Consider the following 18,706-nt stretch of genomic DNA (forward strand, 5'->3'; position numbering starts at 1 on the left):
ATCAATATTGACCGTTGAACAGAAGATGAATAACGTCAAGTTATTAATAAATAGAAATAAAGCTATAAAAGAAAACTATTTTTAATTACTTCATCTGTAGTCTTATGTGTGCGGATTAGAATGACTAACAACCTCTGGAAGGAGTTCGTCAGACTCAAGCCTAAAAGGTTGTACATTATCAGGCAGCTTACTTTCATGAATATCAATAATACTTGAACGGTTCATGGTCACTTTAAAGCGGGCATATTCAGGTTCCTGTTTGCCATCACGCAACACAGCAACCAAATTGACTTGATAGCGACGCTCAACAGACTCATTGCTAATATTACCTTCGGTTTCTTTATATATCTTCGCTTTACCACGTTCTAAATGACGAGCAAAAGGCACTAGACTAAAATTCACTTGTTCTTGAATTTGTGAATAATCCGCCTCAAAGGGCTTATTTGTCACCTTGGTTGCAATACGATAATGCAGAACTTCTGAATCCACTTTATTCTGACTGTGGCGTTGCTTCATGATATCAGAAACCGCTTTTGGGATATCTTGACTGCGCATAAATTCGAGCCAAACTAATTGTTTAGCGACCACAGTTTGGGTGGTAGTATCACGTAAAATACGGCTCCACCTTGGACGGCCTCGTTGGATAAACCGCCACATAGCATTACGAAAATCCTCTTTAAAGATTTCCCTAAAACCATAAATAACCGCTAACGTCAGCAGCAAGGTCAAGGTTAATCCATTAAAGAAACCTTGGGCTTTTATTATCAATGCCGATACCACCAGCATCACAAGCCCCGTGGCAACTCCAGTTACGAATTTTTTGAGACCGACGCCTAATGGCTTTAATTCTTCTTTTAAAACAACACCTTGTTGAATTAAGCGTCTTAAAAGAAGCATTTTATTAGAGATCCGGTTAGCATCAAGCTGAGTCTGCAACGAGTTGTATTTGCACTCTTGCTCTCTATAGTGATTCTCACTACGGCATAAATTTAATACTTTTTCTTTAACATCACTATAGTCAGCACTTCTAGGGCTTCGAGCCAATGTCTTTAATAGCTGCTGCTCACAAAACCAGGACAGGTAATTATCGGCATGCTCAAAATAAGATTTCCACTTAGGATCGTTCGGTTCATTACGCCGAAACTTTTTAAATAGTTGCGTAACCACATCACACAGCTCATCTAATGCCGGATAAAACTCACTTGTGTCAGTATTTTGTTGTAACTCTTTGGCATCAGTTTCAATGGCGACAGCAAATTGATAAGCGAATAAGTTAAGGTATAAACGAAACTCTTCTAACGTTCGTTTATTTAAACTGACAAAACGTGACTGGACTAACGGTAAATGCAGTCCTTTAGAATAATAAGAACGACGTCCAAGAATACTACTGTGATAATAATCCTCTTCATCTAAGGTATGCGAACCAATGCCCATTTCTGTTGGCAAATAAAAATACAGATCAAATACCCGTTGATCACCAGGGCCCATTTGATGACTAAATTTAATTGATAACGCTTCTTCTTGTTTTACTTTAACTTTTGCCACTATATCTTTCACACACCTTTTTTCATTGACACTTACCTACTATACCGCAAAGGGAATATTAAGCTAAAAGTTAATTTATTCAATGAAAATTAGTCAGCAGTATTGGGGGATATTAACTGACAAGCCCAAACGTTATTACTTGGGAGAAATTTTAGCGTTCCCCGTGTGAATGTGTCATCTAAGTCGATCACCTGAACCTCCTGAGATATGCTAAAACCATCCATAAAGTGAGATGCAGTAATACCAAATTCATTCTGTAAATATGGGCGTAATAGACTGTTATCTTGCCAACGGGTCGGCGGTAGGGATAATGCTAAATGATAAGTAAATGAGCCCATATGAACCTCTTCGACCTTGCCTGATAATTGAACCGTTTCGGGATCATGAGTTGATGACTCTACCCTATAAGTCAGTTCGGCTTGATTGTGCTCAATGTATAAGGTTAACCGTAAGTTACTTTTATTAACGGTTAATGGTAATTCTCCTTGATGACTAAAATAACCGTCAGCATGGCAATCGAAATGCCAAACATTATGGGTACTAGCAATGCGATTAAGCACACTGGTCACAATAAATGTAATCAGCAAAAAACTTAATACAAAAAAAAGCTTGCCGCGTTTTGACTGTAATAATCGGCGTATTTTCATGTGCATTAATAGGGACATAAATCTAGCCACAAATGTGCACCTTTTGTAGCCATTCTTGAGTGATAAATGGCGTGCTCATGTTATCGATACTCACTTTAATGCTATTAACTAATGGTATCGCTTCACTGGAATCGGTCAAAATGAAACTCATGTAACCTTGATTAGCCGATAACGTCATCGTAATTGAATCCCAGCGGGCATGGTGACACAAGCGTAATTGTGTTGATAAGCAGTCTGCATGCAATAGCGCATTTTGCTGATTATCCTCCCCAAAAACAAACAGTTGAACAATATGTCCATCAGAGGTCAACACTTGCCGCAATACATCGGCTTGAGCAAGCTGAGGAGGGTTAAGGTTAGCGTAAACAAACAACAATATACTTAATAGAATGGCAATAATAAACAGATACTGACCTAACGATAATAGCCGATTAGGCATTTCCAAGATCTTGCTGCGCTTAGTGGTCACGGTGGTATATAAAATCACCCCCTGTTCAGGGATATATTCAATGAGATTAATATGACGATGACACAGATGATTAATAATTTTATTGATAATACCTAGCAGTTCGGCATGAGATAATTGATGCGCACAGTCACCAGATGCCACCACAGTTGCAAGCAAAGATAAAGGCACTACTTGCCCGCGATGCTGAACCAATTGGTTTAACACCCAATATTCATTATCGTTTAAATGCCATTGAGTCGCCGTTGACTGATCTGTCAACAAACGTTGTGCATTGTCGAACCAACAACATCCTATTTGCATCGCACTGTCTTAGTGTATCGACTGATTAAAAAAGTATACTCCCAAAGAGAGAGATGAAAGGATGCTAACTCGACTATCCTCTGGATAAGATTGCTAATTCGTGAGCAAGCCCGCGAATATGGCGTTTTTCTGCGCAAGGTATAATTGCATGATAGTAAATATAGAAATCGCTAACTTACGACATTGCTGATTAATAATGGGACACGCTGAATTAATCACTTACGGATAAAGATTGGGGGGATCCATTCGTTAAGGCGATAATAAGCCGACATTGTAGTCATTCAAAAAAACAGCTATAAAAAAGCTGGCAAGGCCAGCGTTTCGATACATAAATTCAAGTTAACATGACAAATAGTGTTAACTTAAAATGCGTAAAGTAATGTCATGTTGGTTTCAGTGTCAGTACTTTCTTTGTCATCAAGCGGTTCACTGTTATAACGAACAATAACAGCAAATTTCATCGCCAGTGAGCCAACGATATTGGCTGTTAATGAGGTTTCAGAACGAGCATCTAATTTACTCCCCCAATCGGCAACAAACCTCTGCTGGAACTTAGATGAATCACTAATCTTAGTTTGGAAATCAATCACGGCGTGAGCAACAACGCTATCTTCGCTATCATAACCTTCAGCAAGTGCGGATTCTTCATCCAGTTGTTGATAAATATAACCCGGACCCGCCTCAGCTTTTAAAGACATTCTGTCAGTATCAATAAAGTGTTGACCATAACCGGCAGAAGTCGTTGAGGTGAAATCGTAACCAGTGAATGGATCAACTTCATAGTTAGTGTTAGCAAACAAATAGCTCACATCGTTAATTTGGTAGTTGCCTTGCGCACCTAGGAAATAACGTTTTGCAGTCACTTCTTCAGAGTCTTCTTTGTACAAGCCTTCTAACACATACTGGTTCTCCCAGTTGTCTAATTCTTGTTTCAACGCTAGGCGCGCTTTAAACGAAGAAGTATCTGTATTACCGGTGGTTAACGTTGCACCTAATTCTGCTTCACCAGCAAAAGTGGCATCGCCTTCAACAAACTCACTTCCAGCATGTGCTGCAAATGGCATGGTTAGTGTAATAGCTGCAGTAAGTAGCAGTCTCTTCATGTCATTTCATCCTTTATTTACGATTTACAAAATCTAATGTGGGGGGTTATACGTTTAACCCCTAGAATATTAACACTTTGATAATAAAATTGAAAAAATAGTCATCCCATCAATCATTAAGTCACTAGGCTGTTGCTTTGCCAACATGCGGTGCATTAACAGCCACAGCATGGCTAAACCTATTCATCGAGCGCTAAAACGGCCCAAACACCCAGCAAGCTAAACGCTAAGTGGACCGCATCAGATCCCGCTATACATCACATGGAACAGGCCCATGCAAAAAGCCAACATGGCATCACCGCAGGCTCTTAACGCATTAATCACTACTAAGTTAAATGTCCTAACGGTTTCCATAACTAACGGCAGCACAAATAATTATCCTATAAGGAAAATAAGGTCGTTTTTATCACTAGTTCCCCATGAGATTAGGCCACCATATCATCACGAATAGCATCATAATACTGGTTAGGATTAAGCCTAATGTTGGCACTAGATACCTTTGAGACTTAGCAGCTCATAGCTGTTTAGCACCGACCATAGGGTCAATAATAATCTTGTTACCTATACCAATCAACAATCCGAACAATAAGATAAACATTCAAATTTGGCAATAGAATCACTGTGCCGCGAAAGCTTTGTCACCCAGGGCGTCTCACATTAGGTCGCGGCCATTAATGGCCACATCCATGAGATCTTTCGCCCATAACAGGTAAATCAATAAATGTTGACGTTATAGCATCAATTTTTTAACCGATAACCATGTTCGATAAGGTTTACAAAATAGCGTTTTGGGTTATTTTTTCACAAAAAATCAGCTCATTGATAAATGAGCTGATTAGTGGTTTTAGTGTAAGACTGGCTTACATTATTTTAGGATCAAGCTCACCAGATTGATAAGCTTTATACATTGCTTGCAGTGATTTAGGCTTAATTTTAGAGCCCATACCCGCACAACCAAATGCTTCATAACGGATGGTACAAATGTCAGCCATCGCTTCCATTGATGCTTTCAAGAATTTACGCGGATCAAATTCTGCAGGATGTTCAGCCAAGAATTTACGCACGGCACCCGTTGATGCTAAACGTAAATCAGTATCAATGTTCACTTTACGCACACCGTGCTTAATACCTTCAACGATTTCTTCTAACGGTACACCGTAAGTTTCTGGAATTTCACCACCGTACTGGTTGATGATTTTCAGCCACTCTTGCGGTACTGAAGATGAACCGTGCATAACCAAATGCGTGTTAGGGATCCGCGCATGGATTTCTTTAATACGGTCGATACGTAATACATCACCGGTAGGTTTACGGCTGAACTTGTACGCACCATGACTGGTACCAATGGCAATCGCTAACGCATCTACATGAGTATCAGCAACGAACCGAGCAGCTTCTTCAGGCGACGTTAGCATTTGGTCCATGCTCAGTGTTCCCACAGCACCAACACCATCTTCTTCGCCAGCTTGGCCAGTTTCTAAACTGCCTAAACAACCAATTTCACCTTCAACAGACACACCACAAGCATGAGCAAATGCCACTGTACGACGAGTGACATCTACGTTGTAGTCGTATGATGCAGGTGTTTTACCATCGGCCATTAACGAGCCATCCATCATGACTGATGACATACCTAACTGAATTGAACGCTGACAAATGTCAGGATCAGTACCATGATCTTGATGAATACAAACTGGGATATCAGGATACTGCTCAAGAGCGGCTGCCATTAAGTATTTTAAAAATTGTGGGCGAGCATATTTACGTGCACCGGCAGAGGCCTGAACAATCACAGGGCTGTCAGTGGCTTCAGCGGCTTGCATAATTGCACGCATTTGCTCAAGGTTGTTAACGTTAAAAGCAGGGACGCCATAACCATGCTCTGCAGCGTGGTCAAGCAGTTGTCGTAGAGAGATAAGAGCCATTTTGTTCTCCAATAATAGGGTGATTACTCACCTAGGTCGCTATCGTTTGGACGGATTTTTTACTCTGTCGCGGCTAAAAAATAACAGTGACAGAGCGGTTTTTTTTATAATAATTATTAGGTTTACGCTACAAATACTTGATGTGTGAACTAAGCGCCACGCTTTTCAAGCATTGCTACTGCGGGTAATTCTTTGCCTTCTAAAAACTCAAGGAAAGCCCCCCCACCGGTTGAAATATAAGACACTTTGTCTGCAATATTGTACTTATCGACTGCCGCCAGGGTGTCACCACCGCCAGCAATAGAAAATGCTTTGGAATTTGCGATCGCTTCGGCGATACGCTTAGTGCCTTCGCCGAATTGATCAAATTCAAACACGCCCACTGGACCATTCCAGACGATCGTGCCCGCTTGTTCAATAATTTTAGCTAAGGCTTCTGCGCTGTCAGGACCAATATCAAAAATCATATCGCTGTCAGTCACCTCGCTAACCGATTTAAGCGTCGCGGCAGCCGTTGGACTAAACTCACTCGCGACTACCACGTCAGTAGGAACCGGAATATCACCACCACGACTTCGGGCATTGGCCACTAGACGCTTGGCCTCTTCTACTAAATCAGCTTCATACAGTGACTTACCTACTTTATAGCCTGCTGCAGCAATAAAGGTATTAGCAATACCGCCGCCCACAACAAGTTGGTCAACTTTAGTTGAAAGGCTTTCAAGTACGGTTAATTTAGTCGACACTTTAGAACCACCAACAATCGCCACCATTGGACGAGCTGGATTATCAAGCGCTTTGCCTAGTGCATCTAATTCTTGGGCTAATAACGGGCCAGCACAGGCAATGGGGGCATACACACCGACGCCATGAGTAGATGCTTGGGCACGATGAGCCGTTCCAAATGCGTCCATAACATACACATCACATAATGCGGCCATTTTTTTAGATAATGCTTCATCGTTTTTACCTTCGCCAATATTAAAGCGAACGTTTTCAAATACGACGACTTCGCCAACATTAACCTCAACACCATCAAGATAATCACTCACTAAACGCACTGAGCAATCTAACGCTTTCGTTAAATAATCCACTACAGGTTGCATTGAGAATTCGGCGTTGAACACACCTTCTGTTGGGCGGCCTAAATGTGACATCACCATGACTGCGGCGCCTTTTTGCAGCGCAAGTTTAATCGTTGGCAATGACGCCCGTAAACGCGCATCACTGGTCACAACGCCATCGCTGACAGGCACGTTTAAATCTTCACGAATAAGCACCCGCTTATTTTGTAGATCTAAATCTGTCATGTTAATAATTGCCATAATTAGCAGTTCCTTTTTAAGTTAATACAAAGTCTTTGTGCGCAACCGGCTTAACCCATTACGGCATAATCTGTTTATGTTACCGATCTAATTTTGCTTGGATCATCGCTAAACTGGTATCAAGCATGCGGTTGGCATAACCCCATTCGTTATCGCACCATAATAATAATTTGACCAAGTGGCCAGCGCTAACACGGGTTTGGGTACCATCGACAATACTTGAACGTGGATCATGGTTAAAGTCACACGATACCAGAGGCTCGTCAGTATAGCCTAAAATACCATTAAAACTTCCGTTTGAGGCAAGTTCTAACACACTGTTGATCTGTTCAATATTGACTTTTTTCTCAAGGGTGACGGATAAATCGATCGCGGTCACATTAATGGTGGGCACACGCACAGAAATAGCTTCAAACTTATCTTTCATGTGCGGCAAAATACGTTCGATGCCTCGAGCTAATTTAGTATCAACAGGAATAATGGACTGGCCTGCGGCGCGCGTTCGACGTAAATCATCATGATAAGCGTCAATGACCTGCTGATCATTCATCGCCGAGTGAATAGTCGTAATAGCCCCACTTTTAATTTCAAAATGCTTATCCAATACATCGATAACCGGGACAATACAATTGGTAGTGCAAGACGCATTAGAAATAACCGTATGGTCTGCACGCAATAAATCATGATTAACACCATACACAATGGTTGCATCAACATCTGCAGAAGAAGGATGGCTAATCAGCACTTGCTTAGCGCCAGCATGAATGTGTGCTTCGCAAGCTTGACGATCAATTAAGCTGCCGGTGGCTTCATAAACGATATCAATATCAAGCTCAGCCCAAGGCAATAAGTTAGCATCAGCTTGATTGAGTAACAAAATACTGTCATCACCAATAAGCAACTGATCACCCTTTAGCTTAACGTTATGCTTGAAACGACCATGAGTAGTGTCGTATTGGGTTAAATGACAAATAGCTTCTGGCTTTGCCAGCTCATTAATCGCCACAATTTGAATTTGTTGACGTTTACCAGATTCGTACAGTGCACGAAGTATTGAGCGGCCAATCCGGCCATAACCATTAATTGCAACTCGAATCATTTAGGGTCCAGTATCATTCACCGAGGTACCTATGGTGTCATCAACTATTGTAGAAACACTGACACATAAGTGACTTAGTAAATGTTATTTAGTGTGAATTAAAGACATAAAAATAACGGCCTGCAATAGTATTGCAGGCCGTTATTATACAGATTAACCACCTAATAGATAAGTGTTTAATCTCAGATGATTATCCTAAAGATTGGACAGTTTTTACTACATTATCAACAGTGAAGCCGAAATGCTTAAGTAAATCACCACCAGGGGCTGACTCACCGAAGGTCGTCATACCCACTACGCCACCATCAAAACCAATATACTTGTACCAGAAATCTGTATGTGCAGCTTCAATGGCAACACGTTTAGTGACACCTTTTGGCAAGACAGATTCTTTGTAGGCAGCATCTTGCTTATCAAACTCAGTCGTAGAAGGCATAGAAACCACACGCACTTTTTGACCTAACTTGGTTAACTCGACGGCAGAATCCATCGCCAATTGCACTTCACTGCCGGTGGCAATCAAAATCACCTCTGCAGTGCCTTGACAATCAGACAGTACATAACCACCTTTAGTCACGTTAGCTAATTGCTCAGTGCTACGCGCTTGTGCTTTAAGACCCTGACGGCTAAAGACTAGCGCTGTTGGTGCATTGCGACGTTCAATCGCCACTTTCCATGAAACAGCCGTTTCAGCTGCATCACATGGACGCCATACGGCCATATTTGGCGTTAAGCGCAAGTTAGCTAATTGCTCAACAGGCTGATGGGTTGGACCATCTTCACCTTGACCAATTGAGTCATGGGTATACACGAAAATATTTTGAATACCCATTAATGCAGACATACGTACTGCGTTACGCGCATATTCCATAAACATCATGAAGGTTGCACCATAGTTAATAAAACCACCATGCAATGATGCGCCGTTCATAATACCGCTCATGCCAAATTCACGTACACCGTAATAGATGTAGTTACCGGCAGGATCGTCTTGAATACCTTTTGAACCAGACCAAAGCGTTAAATTAGAACCGGCTAAGTCTGCGCTACCACCGAGTAATTCTGGCAACATGGCACCGAAGAAACCTATGGCATTTTGCGATGCTTTACGGCTGGCAATACCTTCAGCTTTATCTTGGCTTTGTTGGATAAAAGCTTGTGCTTTAGATTCGAAATCTGCAGGTAAATCACCTTTTAATACCCGGCGATCATATTCTGCAGCGAGTTCTGGAAATGCAGCTTGATAAGCGCCAAATTTTTCATTCCATAATGATTCATTGGCCACACCTTTTTGCTTAGCATCCCAACCAGCATAAACATCAGATGGGATTTCAAAAGGAGCATGTGGCCAGTTTAAGAACTCACGAGCCGCGGCGATTTCAGCATCACCTAATGGTGCACCATGGCAATCATGGCTACCCGATTTGTTAGGCGAACCGAAACCAATAATGGTTTTACAGCAAATCATCGATGGCTTGTCAGTGACTGATTTGGCTTGTTCAATTGCAGCACGGATAGCGTCTGGATCATGACCATCTACACCCGCAATAACATGCCAGCCATAGGCTTCAAAACGCTTAGGCGTATCGTCGGTAAACCAACCTTCAACATGACCATCGATAGAAATACCGTTGTCATCCCAAAATGCCACTAACTTACCAAGACCCAATGTGCCCGCTAATGAACTGGCTTCGTGAGAAATACCTTCCATTAAACAACCATCGCCTAAGAAACAGTAGGTAAAGTGATCAACAATCTCGTGGCCTGGGCGATTAAACTGAGCCGCTAAGGTTTTTTCAGCAATTGCCATACCAACAGCATTACTGAGCCCCGCGCCTAAAGGACCGGTTGTGGTTTCAATGCCAGGGGTGTAACCATATTCTGGATGACCAGGGGTTTTTGAATGTAATTGACGGAATTGTTTTAGCTCTTCAATTGGCAATTCATAACCCGATAAATGCAGTAAAGAGTATATAAGCATAGAGCCATGACCGTTTGATAGTACAAAACGATCGCGATCGACCCAGTTAGGATTAGTTGGATTGTGCTTTAGAAAATCATTCCATAGCACTTCGGCAATATCAGCCATACCCATAGGGGCACCTGGATGACCAGAATTGGCTTTTTGAACCGCATCCATACTTAGGGCGCGAATGGCGTTAGCGAGTACTTTACGAGATGACATGCTCTCTCCTGCTTGTTTGTGAGTAGCTGACAATTGTGAAGTCATATTTTCCCCTACTAGGCGATGTGACGCAAATTAAAATTTCTCACATTGCATATTTATACCCAAACGACCTCGAAAGACAGGATTGTGCATGTCCAGAATTGACCCAGTTCAAGGGTCTAGGAATAGAGCGCCTGCGGCTGCTAGGAGCGGACTCTGTCCTACTAGGGACAGCTTCAGAAACGATAACAAGAGATAACAAGCGAACGCTGCGCTCACGGATAGAGCGGTCTAGCACCTAGGCTCGTGGCTTATCATCTCTTGATATCGCTCGTCACCGCTTGTCATCTCAGGAATAGGGACCGCTTCGCTGCTAAGATTTTATAGCATCAAGCAGCGAAGCGACCTAGTACCTAGCCATATGCTCAAATACCAATGAAGGGCATTGATGAGCTAAGTCATTATTTATTGACAGTCAAGCTTGAAAACAGCGCCATATCAGTCAAACATAACCTTATATCGCCATTTAAAGCCTAATAATCAACCCTGATATTGTTCAATTTTTGGCACTAAAGTGATTATAAAAAACCATAAAAACATCTAAAATTATTTATAATCAATTAGTTAATTAGCAACGAAGCTAAAAATAGTTATTTTGAATATAAAATATTCATGCATCACTGCACAATTATAAAGTTAAATTCGTATAGGGGGGGTGTTATCAGATTCGATTTCGACTAAAATAGACGTCTAGACGTATATTCAAATGCAACCAACGAGATTTTCCTATTATGGCAAAGCACTTGTTTACCTCTGAGTCTGTCTCAGAAGGTCATCCAGATAAAATCGCCGATCAGATTTCTGATGCGGTATTAGACGCAATACTTGAGCAAGATCCAAAAGCTCGTGTTGCGTGCGAAACATATGTTAAAACCGGTATGGTATTAGTGGGCGGCGAAGTCACCACTTCTGCTTGGGTAGATATTGAAGAAATTACCCGTAAAACCGTGCGCGAAATCGGTTACACCAATTCGGATATGGGTTTTGATGCAGATTCATGTGCTGTACTGAACGCCATTGGCAAACAGTCACCAGACATTAATCAAGGTGTTGATCGCTCAGATCCGGCTGAACAAGGCGCGGGTGACCAGGGCTTAATGTTTGGCTATGCCAGCAATGAAACCGATGTATTGATGCCTGCACCTATCACTTACGCGCACAAATTAGTTAAGCGTCAGTCTGAAGTGCGTAAAGATGGCACCCTACCTTGGTTACGCCCAGATGCGAAAAGCCAAGTAACGTTTGCCTATGACGATGGCAAAATCATCGGTATCGATGCGATTGTATTGTCAACGCAACATCGTGAAGACGTGAAACAAGCTGATTTGATTGAAGCGGTAATGGAAACCATCATCAAGCCTGTATTACCGGCACAATGGTTAAATAAAGACACTAAATACTTTATTAATCCTACCGGTCGCTTTGTAATTGGTGGACCTGTTGGTGATTGTGGTTTAACCGGACGTAAGATTATCGTAGATACTTACGGCGGAATGGCCCGTCATGGCGGCGGAGCATTCTCTGGTAAAGACCCATCTAAAGTAGATCGAAGTGCCGCTTACGCTGCACGTTATGTGGCTAAAAACATTGTTGCGGCTGGCCTTGCTGATCGCTGTGAACTTCAAGTGTCTTACGCCATTGGTGTGGCAGAGCCAACATCTATCAGTATTGAAACATTCGGTACCGGTAAAGTGTCTGAAGAAGTGTTAATCAAATTGATTCGTCAACACTTTGAGTTACGTCCATATGGCTTAACGGCAATGCTAGATTTGGCACGTCCAATCTACCAACAAACCGCTGCTTATGGTCATTTCGGTCGCGATATATTCCCTTGGGAAGCGACAGATAAAGCTGAAATCCTTCGGGCTGATGCTGGGCTATAATGAAGAAACGCATATCGTCTTAGCCTAGCGACTTTAGGCTAAGCAAAACGATATCAAAAATAAAACCGCCATTGGCGGTTTTATTTTATCTGATTTATTAGACTATTATTTGATCTCACAAATGGCTCACGTTATGTATCACCCCACTTGGCTAGACACAAAGATAACGGCAAACCACCAGCCATCTGTTGCGACTAAATCCATTGCGGTTAACCCAAGAGCAACTAATCCGACTGCGATTGAACTCACGGCTATCAAGCACTGTGCCAGTAAACTTTCTGCTATAAAAGCGTGGTCTGCACTCAAATTATTTTATCGTCAGCATATGCCTTATGCTCGATTAGCCCAAAAAGAAGCGGTTGCAGTGATTCATCACCTACACTCTTCTGGCACAGATAGCACAGACTTAAATCAGCAAACAATCGTTGCCGCAATAAGAATTAAACCGATAGGCCAATATCAATTGATAAGTGGATTATTAGTCCATCCTCACTATCGTGGCCAACAACTTTCAAGTCAGTTATTGCAATTTATCGCGCCCAAATTAACGAGTAGACATTGCTTCTTATTTGCCCACCCCTGGTTAATTGGCTTATATCAACGGCAGCACTTTATGGTGATAGACCCGAGTGCGTTTGCTAGGTTACCGGCAGAGATAATGCAGTTATATCATCGATATCACAGTGAGCAACGGCCATTAGTGATAATGCAACTCCATGACGCTGAAGTGACAGCGCCATAAATACGGGGTGATAGGCTCATTAACAATGATCAAAATGAGCCGTTTCAACACACATAAACGATACTTGCGGCATGGTCATTACTGGCACCACTTTGACACAAATTGACGCCTTATTAATCCGCTCGACTTGGGTAAACAATGTAATCGCTGCATGGTAATCATTGGTTACCCCACAAAATAACCACGTTTGTTGCCAGCACACAAAATATCCCGACGGCTGCAACTGTGGATCATCTTCATCTTGTAAATCAGCTGCAACACACTCAAACGTCTCACTCGCGTCAGTCAATACCGCAGCAATCAGCTTCATATTGTCAAACGCCGATAACCTTAAGCCAAGGTAAGGTAAAAAAAGGGTTTCAAAGTCAGTACTCATAATATTCCTAATAAATAACCTCAGCTCGGGATAGCAAACGATAATCAAACAACTCTTTGTCCTGCTATCGGTGTTGCATTGACTGACAATAGGGCCACAACTAACACGTCAATGTCCCTTGTTAGCAAAGCCAATGGCCAGTTTGATATTGCAGACTTGAAATAAATCGGTTTTTATCGATATATCCCTTATACCGCCTTGACGTTAAATAACCACCTTAACGACACAATTGATCAGATACCATTTACCGTGGCAGTGGCAGTGGCAGTGGCCAGTAAACAATAATCACGTTGTTCAAAACTAAATTGATCAATCTCTGTCATCGCCGCTTTTTGTTGATGTGCGGCTAATGAACGCGCATTGTCTGCGGCGACATACGTAATCATAAATGGAAAGGTATTGCTTACTTGTTTTTTTAATTCAGTGACTAACGCCGAAAATACTCCTTTGCCACGTTTTGATTCTTGGATCCAAACCGGCCCATATTGGCATGAATTAGTGGTCGATAAAGTTTGTCCCTCTAAATCGGTAAACTTAATTTTTTGAATAATATGGCGATACAATGGTTGCGCGGAAAGAAAGGACCATTTGGCTGCCATCACATAACCAATGATTTGCTCTTGCTCTTCTGCCACGATAAACCAATGCTGATTGATAAGCTGTATCACCTCGCCTTTGCTGAGTGAATGAGCATGAAGTTGGTTATTTGAACCTAGCAACTCATCATCTACATGAGCACGTTCTAACTGCACAATAGCAGCAACATCGGTTAATAACGCCTTACGGATAATAAATGACAATGATTATTCCTTTGACCCTAAATTGGGAGATTGTTTCTTAGACCATTCTATCACTAGCGCAACAGGCAGCGGAGACATAATTAATGTCCCCACACCAATAAGTAAGGCAATGACTAATATACCACTGACTTGCTGGCCTATATCACTTTGCCAATATAATCCTACGCCCACCAGCAACATGATTAAACCAACGATATGCAACACTTTGAGTAATTTGATCATTTTAGACTCTTTAATACGTTAAATAATGTTCATTAATCCGAAAAATTACAATTATTTACGCTCTTACTCACCTTCAAGTAGTAGAATAACGGCAATTTTTTCGTATTTGGAACTCTCTTCGCATGATAAAGCATATTCTTGGCGCCACCGTTATATTTTTAGGCCTTAGTGCTTGTCAAAACCACACTCAAATTGTCTCAAATGAACAATTAATTGGTACTTGGCATGTAGAAGTCGTCCTTGATACTCCTACCATTAATAATAGCCCAGCAAAATTAGTTTTTGCCCAAAATGGTGAGTTAAGCGGCAATAACAGCTGTAATCAATTTTTTGGTCATTACGATCAACAAGGAAATCGACTCCAAATGGCACCGTCGGGTTCAACTATGAAAGCTTGTGTAGATAGTTTAATGGCCCAAGAAGCGGATTTGATGCACGCTATTGCACAGGTACAACAGATTGATTTCTCAAAAGGCAAACTCAATCTGCTGTCTGAAAAGGGTGATACGCTATTGGTACTAACAAAACAATCATCGCCACGATCGTTATACAAAGAATCGTTATATAACGAGTCGTCCGATAAAGCCTCTTTAAATACTGCACCCTATTAATTTATAGTTTATAACCTCAATACTGTGAATTATTCACTTAAGTCGGTAGACTTATTACTCACCCAAGTGTCAGCTTAAAGTTCCACTGTAAAATGAATTTTTATTCAATAAATCTGATTCTTTCTTGACTTAACAAGCCAATATATTCAAAATATGCTAGTTTTTTGAATAACAACTATAAGATGAATTATCACTATGCCAGCGACAAGAAATCAGGATGAGCTCGTTCGAACTTTTAAGGCGATTCTGAAAGAAGAACGTTTTGGAAGCCAAAGCGAGATTGTTATTGCGCTTCAAGCCGAAGGATTCGGTAATATTAATCAATCTAAGGTCTCTCGCATGCTCAGCAAGTTTGGTGCTGTGCGAACTCGAAATGCTAAGCAAGAGATGGTGTATTGCCTCCCTGCCGAGCTAGGCGTTCCGACTGCGGGTAGTCCAGTTAAGAATTTAGTACTGGATGTTGACCATAACCAAGCCATGATTGTGGTAAGAACCAGCCCAGGTGCAGCGCAATTAATTGCACGTTTGCTCGATTCAATAGGCAAACCAGAAGGCATATTAGGTACCATTGCCGGCGATGATACTATTTTTATTTGCCCAGCAAGCATAAAAACTATTGATGATACTCTCGAAACGGTTAGATCCTTATTCAACTATAGTGAATAAAAAAACCGTTCCAATAAAAAAGCAATGCCATGGCATTGCTTTTTTATTGCCTAGGATCGGCGTTTACACATCATCAAATTGAGTTAAAAAATCCAGTGATGGTACAAAAAATGACGACCCAGTCAACGCTTTAGTAAACGACATTAGATGATCATGATTTCCATGACCATCACCGTGCACCATACTGCGGAGCATTTTTTCGAAGTTATCAGGTGTACGGCATACAGAAAGAAACATTAGCCCTTGTTCTCTAATCGAACCATATGGCATGCTTTGGCGTAAAATCTCTAATGCGTTACCCTGTGGGTCCTTTAAATTGACTCGTTTCGTATGGCTGGTTAATGGCTTATCTTCTGACTCGTACTCAATATCATCAACTTTGGTTCGACCAAAAATATCTTCTTGTTTTTTAAGTGGTAAACGATGCCATTTACTTAAGTTATGCATGTATTTTTGCACATGTAGATAACTACCAGATACAAAGTCTTGATCTTCATCACCGACGAGCGCAACTTGTTGACGATGGCGCCCTTTAGGGTTTTCAGTACCATCAACAAAGCCGGTTAAATCACGACTGTCCATAAATCGAAAACCGCGCTCTTCATCGACTAACTCAACCAAATCCTCAAACATTTGATTAATTTCATTAGCAACAAGATGCAAAATATCATAACGATCGCAACGGATATGAACAAACAGATCATATTCCATCGCGGGAGCATCACGATTACCGTCATTCATTGCAGGAAAAGGTTTCAACAATGCTGGACGAGCTTCTGGATAAAAAGTATCCCAAAAATTGGCCCCAATACCCACAAAGCCATTAAAAGCACTGTCTGCATACTGATCCGTGAGTTCGTAAATGTATTGCGCCACATTAGCAATGGACGGACGTAGTTGATCTTCAACACCGTCATTGGCATTAAACATCAAGTACACACTGTGTAAATTCCCTTCTGCGCAAATCCCTAACTGTTCACGAGGCATAACTTGGTTACCCATATTAACTCATCTACCTTAATACTTTATGTCGGCCTAAATGGTTATAACTTAACGCTTTGATGTAATTAAGTAGTCATTAGATAACCAATAGCTTCTTTTATCAATTCCGCTAATTAATAGCTTATCTTAATTCAATATACATTACCCGAAGTGTACTCACATTTAGCTGATTTGTAATCGATATTGTACTCATATTGGGTCAGGTAAGAGGTTGATCATTCATTACAATTATTATCATACTGTCTGTGAATATGGCGAGCAGGGCCACCACTGCATTCTCATTTACGATACTATTACCAATATTTTTCGACCGTTATTTGCCCAGGAGCACGTCGAAGATTTTTGGCTAATCCTTTATCTACTAGGGCTATTTGAGCGTCACTTATCATCCCTGGGTTACCACAGATCATCACTTGAGAATGTTCTGCATTAATCCCTAACCCCGCTTTTTGTTCAATTAATCCGCTGCTAATGCCATCAGGAATGCGACACGATAACCCTTCAGGATAGTCTTCACGGGTCACAATCGGAATAAACACAAACTGCTGTGGATGTTGTTCAATAAACTGGTTAATGGTTGCTAAATAAGCTAAATCTTCAGCGAACCTGACACCATAAACTAATACGACTTTTTCAAAGCGTTGCCAAGGTTCTGCCGTTGCCAGCATAGAGATAAAAGGACCCACAGCGGTACCGGTAGCAAAGAACCACAAATGTTTGCCTTGCAATACGCCGTTAGGCACTTCATCTAAGGTCATAAATCCAGTCGCTTTGGGCGTCACTTCAATGGTGTCTCCTGGGTTTAATGCTTTTAGATCTGGAGATAATTGCCCATCCTCTACCGACACCGCCAGCACTTCGACATAATCCGTACCTGGAGAATTTACCAGTGAATACGCCCGCGCGACACGCTTTTCATCACGCATTTGGCTGAGCTTAATAAACTGACCTGCGATAAAAGGTTCGACATCGGCTTTGATGCGCAATGAGAATAATTTATCATTCCAATCAATGCGCTCAATTACCTTACCCGTTGTCCACATAGTCACTATCCTTATCGCTGAAAGCCTATCTTAATCATAAGAGACTAAGTAGCTTGAGTCACGCTTTGTGATCCATCTTTAGTCGACTTATCCTGTCTAAATTGCGCTAACCCTTGCTGTATCAGCTCATATGTTTTATCAACACCAGCAGCAATATCGCCCTCTAGTACTTTTAAACCAGACAAAATATCACTTGCCTCTTTAAAGCCGTGATCGATTGCATCTCCAATTTTGAGCATAAAGCTGTCAACTTGTTCATCGAGCACCATAGATTGGTTTTGTTGTTGATGCACAGAGAAAAACGCTGTTGCAAAGCTAACAATACGATCAGCAGTTGCTTCTGGCGAGTAATCCACCCCACTCGCAAGGCTCTTTTGGACTGAGTTTTCTCCTCGCATTGGTGCAAGCTCTTCGTTAATGGCTTCAATCGCGGCGCGATAAAGTAATGCCATGGACTTGTCACCGGCAGCAATGCTCACTTCCTCTTGTGCTGCCAGAATGTTGTTATTCATTATTTGACGACTGAGTTGGCTCGCTGATATTTTGGTGGATAAGTTGACCGCTGAGCTAGCGTTATTGGAAGCGGCTTGAGTTGACGAAGTGGCGGCACGGGTTGAAGTGCTTTTACTTTCTAGTGCAGGGGTTGTAATGGTCTAATGAAACTGTAGAGATTTATAGCTTAAAATAAGCAAAATCTTAAAGGTATTTATTATGATTAGAA

At 41.5% G+C, this 18,706-nt stretch carries 18 protein-coding genes; 4 read left to right on the top strand and 14 right to left on the bottom strand.

The window, feature by feature from the left end; all coding sequences use genetic code 11:
* Positions 1-102 precede the first annotated feature (102 nt).
* From AAEZ02_RS15420 to tkt, 8 genes are all read right to left on the bottom strand, one after another.
* Positions 103-1,545 (bottom strand): hypothetical protein, encoded by a 1,443-nt coding sequence (locus AAEZ02_RS15420; RefSeq protein ID WP_101034812.1) that lies wholly within the window; start codon positions 1,543-1,545, stop codon positions 103-105.
* A gap of 89 nt (positions 1,546-1,634) precedes the next feature.
* On the bottom strand, positions 1,635-2,222 hold the full coding sequence (locus AAEZ02_RS15425) for a hypothetical protein (protein WP_124012399.1): 588 nt from the start codon (positions 2,220-2,222) through the stop codon (positions 1,635-1,637).
* Complete coding sequence (locus AAEZ02_RS15430; protein WP_351078503.1) at positions 2,215-2,922, bottom strand: hypothetical protein; 708 nt, start codon at positions 2,920-2,922, stop codon at positions 2,215-2,217. The genes AAEZ02_RS15425 and AAEZ02_RS15430 overlap by 8 nt, the downstream gene beginning before the upstream one ends.
* A 401-nt stretch (positions 2,923-3,323) precedes the next feature.
* Positions 3,324-4,064 (bottom strand): DUF481 domain-containing protein, encoded by a 741-nt coding sequence (locus AAEZ02_RS15435; protein ID WP_124012401.1) that lies wholly within the window; start codon positions 4,062-4,064, stop codon positions 3,324-3,326.
* 860 nt (positions 4,065-4,924) lie between these two features.
* Positions 4,925-5,989: a class II fructose-bisphosphate aldolase gene (gene fba, locus AAEZ02_RS15440; protein ID WP_101034256.1), complete on the bottom strand. Its 1,065-nt coding sequence runs from the start codon at positions 5,987-5,989 to the stop codon at positions 4,925-4,927.
* Positions 5,990-6,138: 149 nt separating this feature from the next.
* A complete protein-coding gene (locus tag AAEZ02_RS15445) occupies positions 6,139-7,314 on the bottom strand; it encodes a phosphoglycerate kinase (protein ID WP_351078497.1) in 1,176 nt (391 codons plus the stop codon).
* Between the two features lie 79 nt (positions 7,315-7,393).
* Complete coding sequence (gene epd, locus AAEZ02_RS15450; protein ID WP_124012403.1) at positions 7,394-8,413, bottom strand: erythrose-4-phosphate dehydrogenase; 1,020 nt, start codon at positions 8,411-8,413, stop codon at positions 7,394-7,396.
* A 190-nt stretch (positions 8,414-8,603) separates the two neighbouring features.
* A complete protein-coding gene (gene tkt, locus AAEZ02_RS15455) occupies positions 8,604-10,598 on the bottom strand; it encodes a transketolase (protein ID WP_124012404.1) in 1,995 nt (664 codons plus the stop codon).
* Between the two features lie 773 nt (positions 10,599-11,371).
* On the opposite strand from tkt, the gene metK reads away from it, so the two are divergent.
* The gene (gene metK, locus AAEZ02_RS15460; RefSeq protein WP_124012405.1) at positions 11,372-12,523 is read left to right on the top strand and encodes a methionine adenosyltransferase; all 1,152 of its coding nucleotides are present in this window, start codon (positions 11,372-11,374) and stop codon (positions 12,521-12,523) included.
* Positions 12,524-12,656: 133 nt separating this feature from the next.
* Positions 12,657-13,265, top strand: a complete 609-nt coding sequence (locus tag AAEZ02_RS15465) for a GNAT family N-acetyltransferase (protein WP_351078492.1) — start codon at positions 12,657-12,659, stop codon at positions 13,263-13,265.
* A 19-nt stretch (positions 13,266-13,284) separates the two neighbouring features.
* On the opposite strand, the gene AAEZ02_RS15470 is transcribed toward AAEZ02_RS15465, so the two are convergent.
* The 3 genes from AAEZ02_RS15470 to AAEZ02_RS15480 all read right to left on the bottom strand — a co-directional run bounded on the left by AAEZ02_RS15470 (position 13,285) and on the right by AAEZ02_RS15480 (position 14,663).
* Positions 13,285-13,641 (bottom strand): hypothetical protein, encoded by a 357-nt coding sequence (locus tag AAEZ02_RS15470; protein ID WP_351078489.1) that lies wholly within the window; start codon positions 13,639-13,641, stop codon positions 13,285-13,287.
* A 233-nt stretch (positions 13,642-13,874) separates the two neighbouring features.
* On the bottom strand, positions 13,875-14,441 hold the full coding sequence (locus AAEZ02_RS15475; RefSeq protein ID WP_124012408.1) for a GNAT family N-acetyltransferase: 567 nt from the start codon (positions 14,439-14,441) through the stop codon (positions 13,875-13,877).
* 3 nt (positions 14,442-14,444) lie between these two features.
* A complete protein-coding gene (locus tag AAEZ02_RS15480; protein WP_124012409.1) occupies positions 14,445-14,663 on the bottom strand; it encodes a hypothetical protein in 219 nt (72 codons plus the stop codon).
* A 122-nt stretch (positions 14,664-14,785) separates the two neighbouring features.
* Here AAEZ02_RS15480 and AAEZ02_RS15485 point away from each other — a divergent pair, with 122 nt between their 5' ends.
* Together AAEZ02_RS15485 and argR are read left to right on the top strand one after the other, a co-directional pair.
* Complete coding sequence (locus AAEZ02_RS15485; RefSeq protein WP_335689048.1) at positions 14,786-15,274, top strand: META domain-containing protein; 489 nt, start codon at positions 14,786-14,788, stop codon at positions 15,272-15,274.
* Positions 15,275-15,469: 195 nt separating this feature from the next.
* Positions 15,470-15,940, top strand: a complete 471-nt coding sequence (argR, locus tag AAEZ02_RS15490; protein ID WP_101034246.1) for a transcriptional regulator ArgR — start codon at positions 15,470-15,472, stop codon at positions 15,938-15,940.
* 63 nt (positions 15,941-16,003) lie between these two features.
* Here argR and AAEZ02_RS15495 read toward each other — a convergent pair whose 3' ends face one another.
* The 3 genes from AAEZ02_RS15495 to AAEZ02_RS15505 all read right to left on the bottom strand — a co-directional run bounded on the left by AAEZ02_RS15495 (position 16,004) and on the right by AAEZ02_RS15505 (position 18,635).
* On the bottom strand, positions 16,004-16,942 hold the full coding sequence (locus AAEZ02_RS15495; protein ID WP_101034245.1) for a Dyp-type peroxidase: 939 nt from the start codon (positions 16,940-16,942) through the stop codon (positions 16,004-16,006).
* Positions 16,943-17,235: 293 nt separating this feature from the next.
* The gene (locus tag AAEZ02_RS15500) at positions 17,236-17,985 is read right to left on the bottom strand and encodes a ferredoxin--NADP reductase (protein ID WP_101034241.1); all 750 of its coding nucleotides are present in this window, start codon (positions 17,983-17,985) and stop codon (positions 17,236-17,238) included.
* A gap of 44 nt (positions 17,986-18,029) precedes the next feature.
* Positions 18,030-18,635 (bottom strand): DUF5610 domain-containing protein, encoded by a 606-nt coding sequence (locus AAEZ02_RS15505; RefSeq protein WP_351123886.1) that lies wholly within the window; start codon positions 18,633-18,635, stop codon positions 18,030-18,032.
* Between the last annotated feature and the right edge of the window lie 71 nt (positions 18,636-18,706).

This window comes from Shewanella sp. T24-MNA-CIBAN-0130, assembly GCF_040310185.1.
Classification (GTDB): domain Bacteria; phylum Pseudomonadota; class Gammaproteobacteria; order Enterobacterales; family Shewanellaceae; genus Shewanella; species Shewanella psychromarinicola.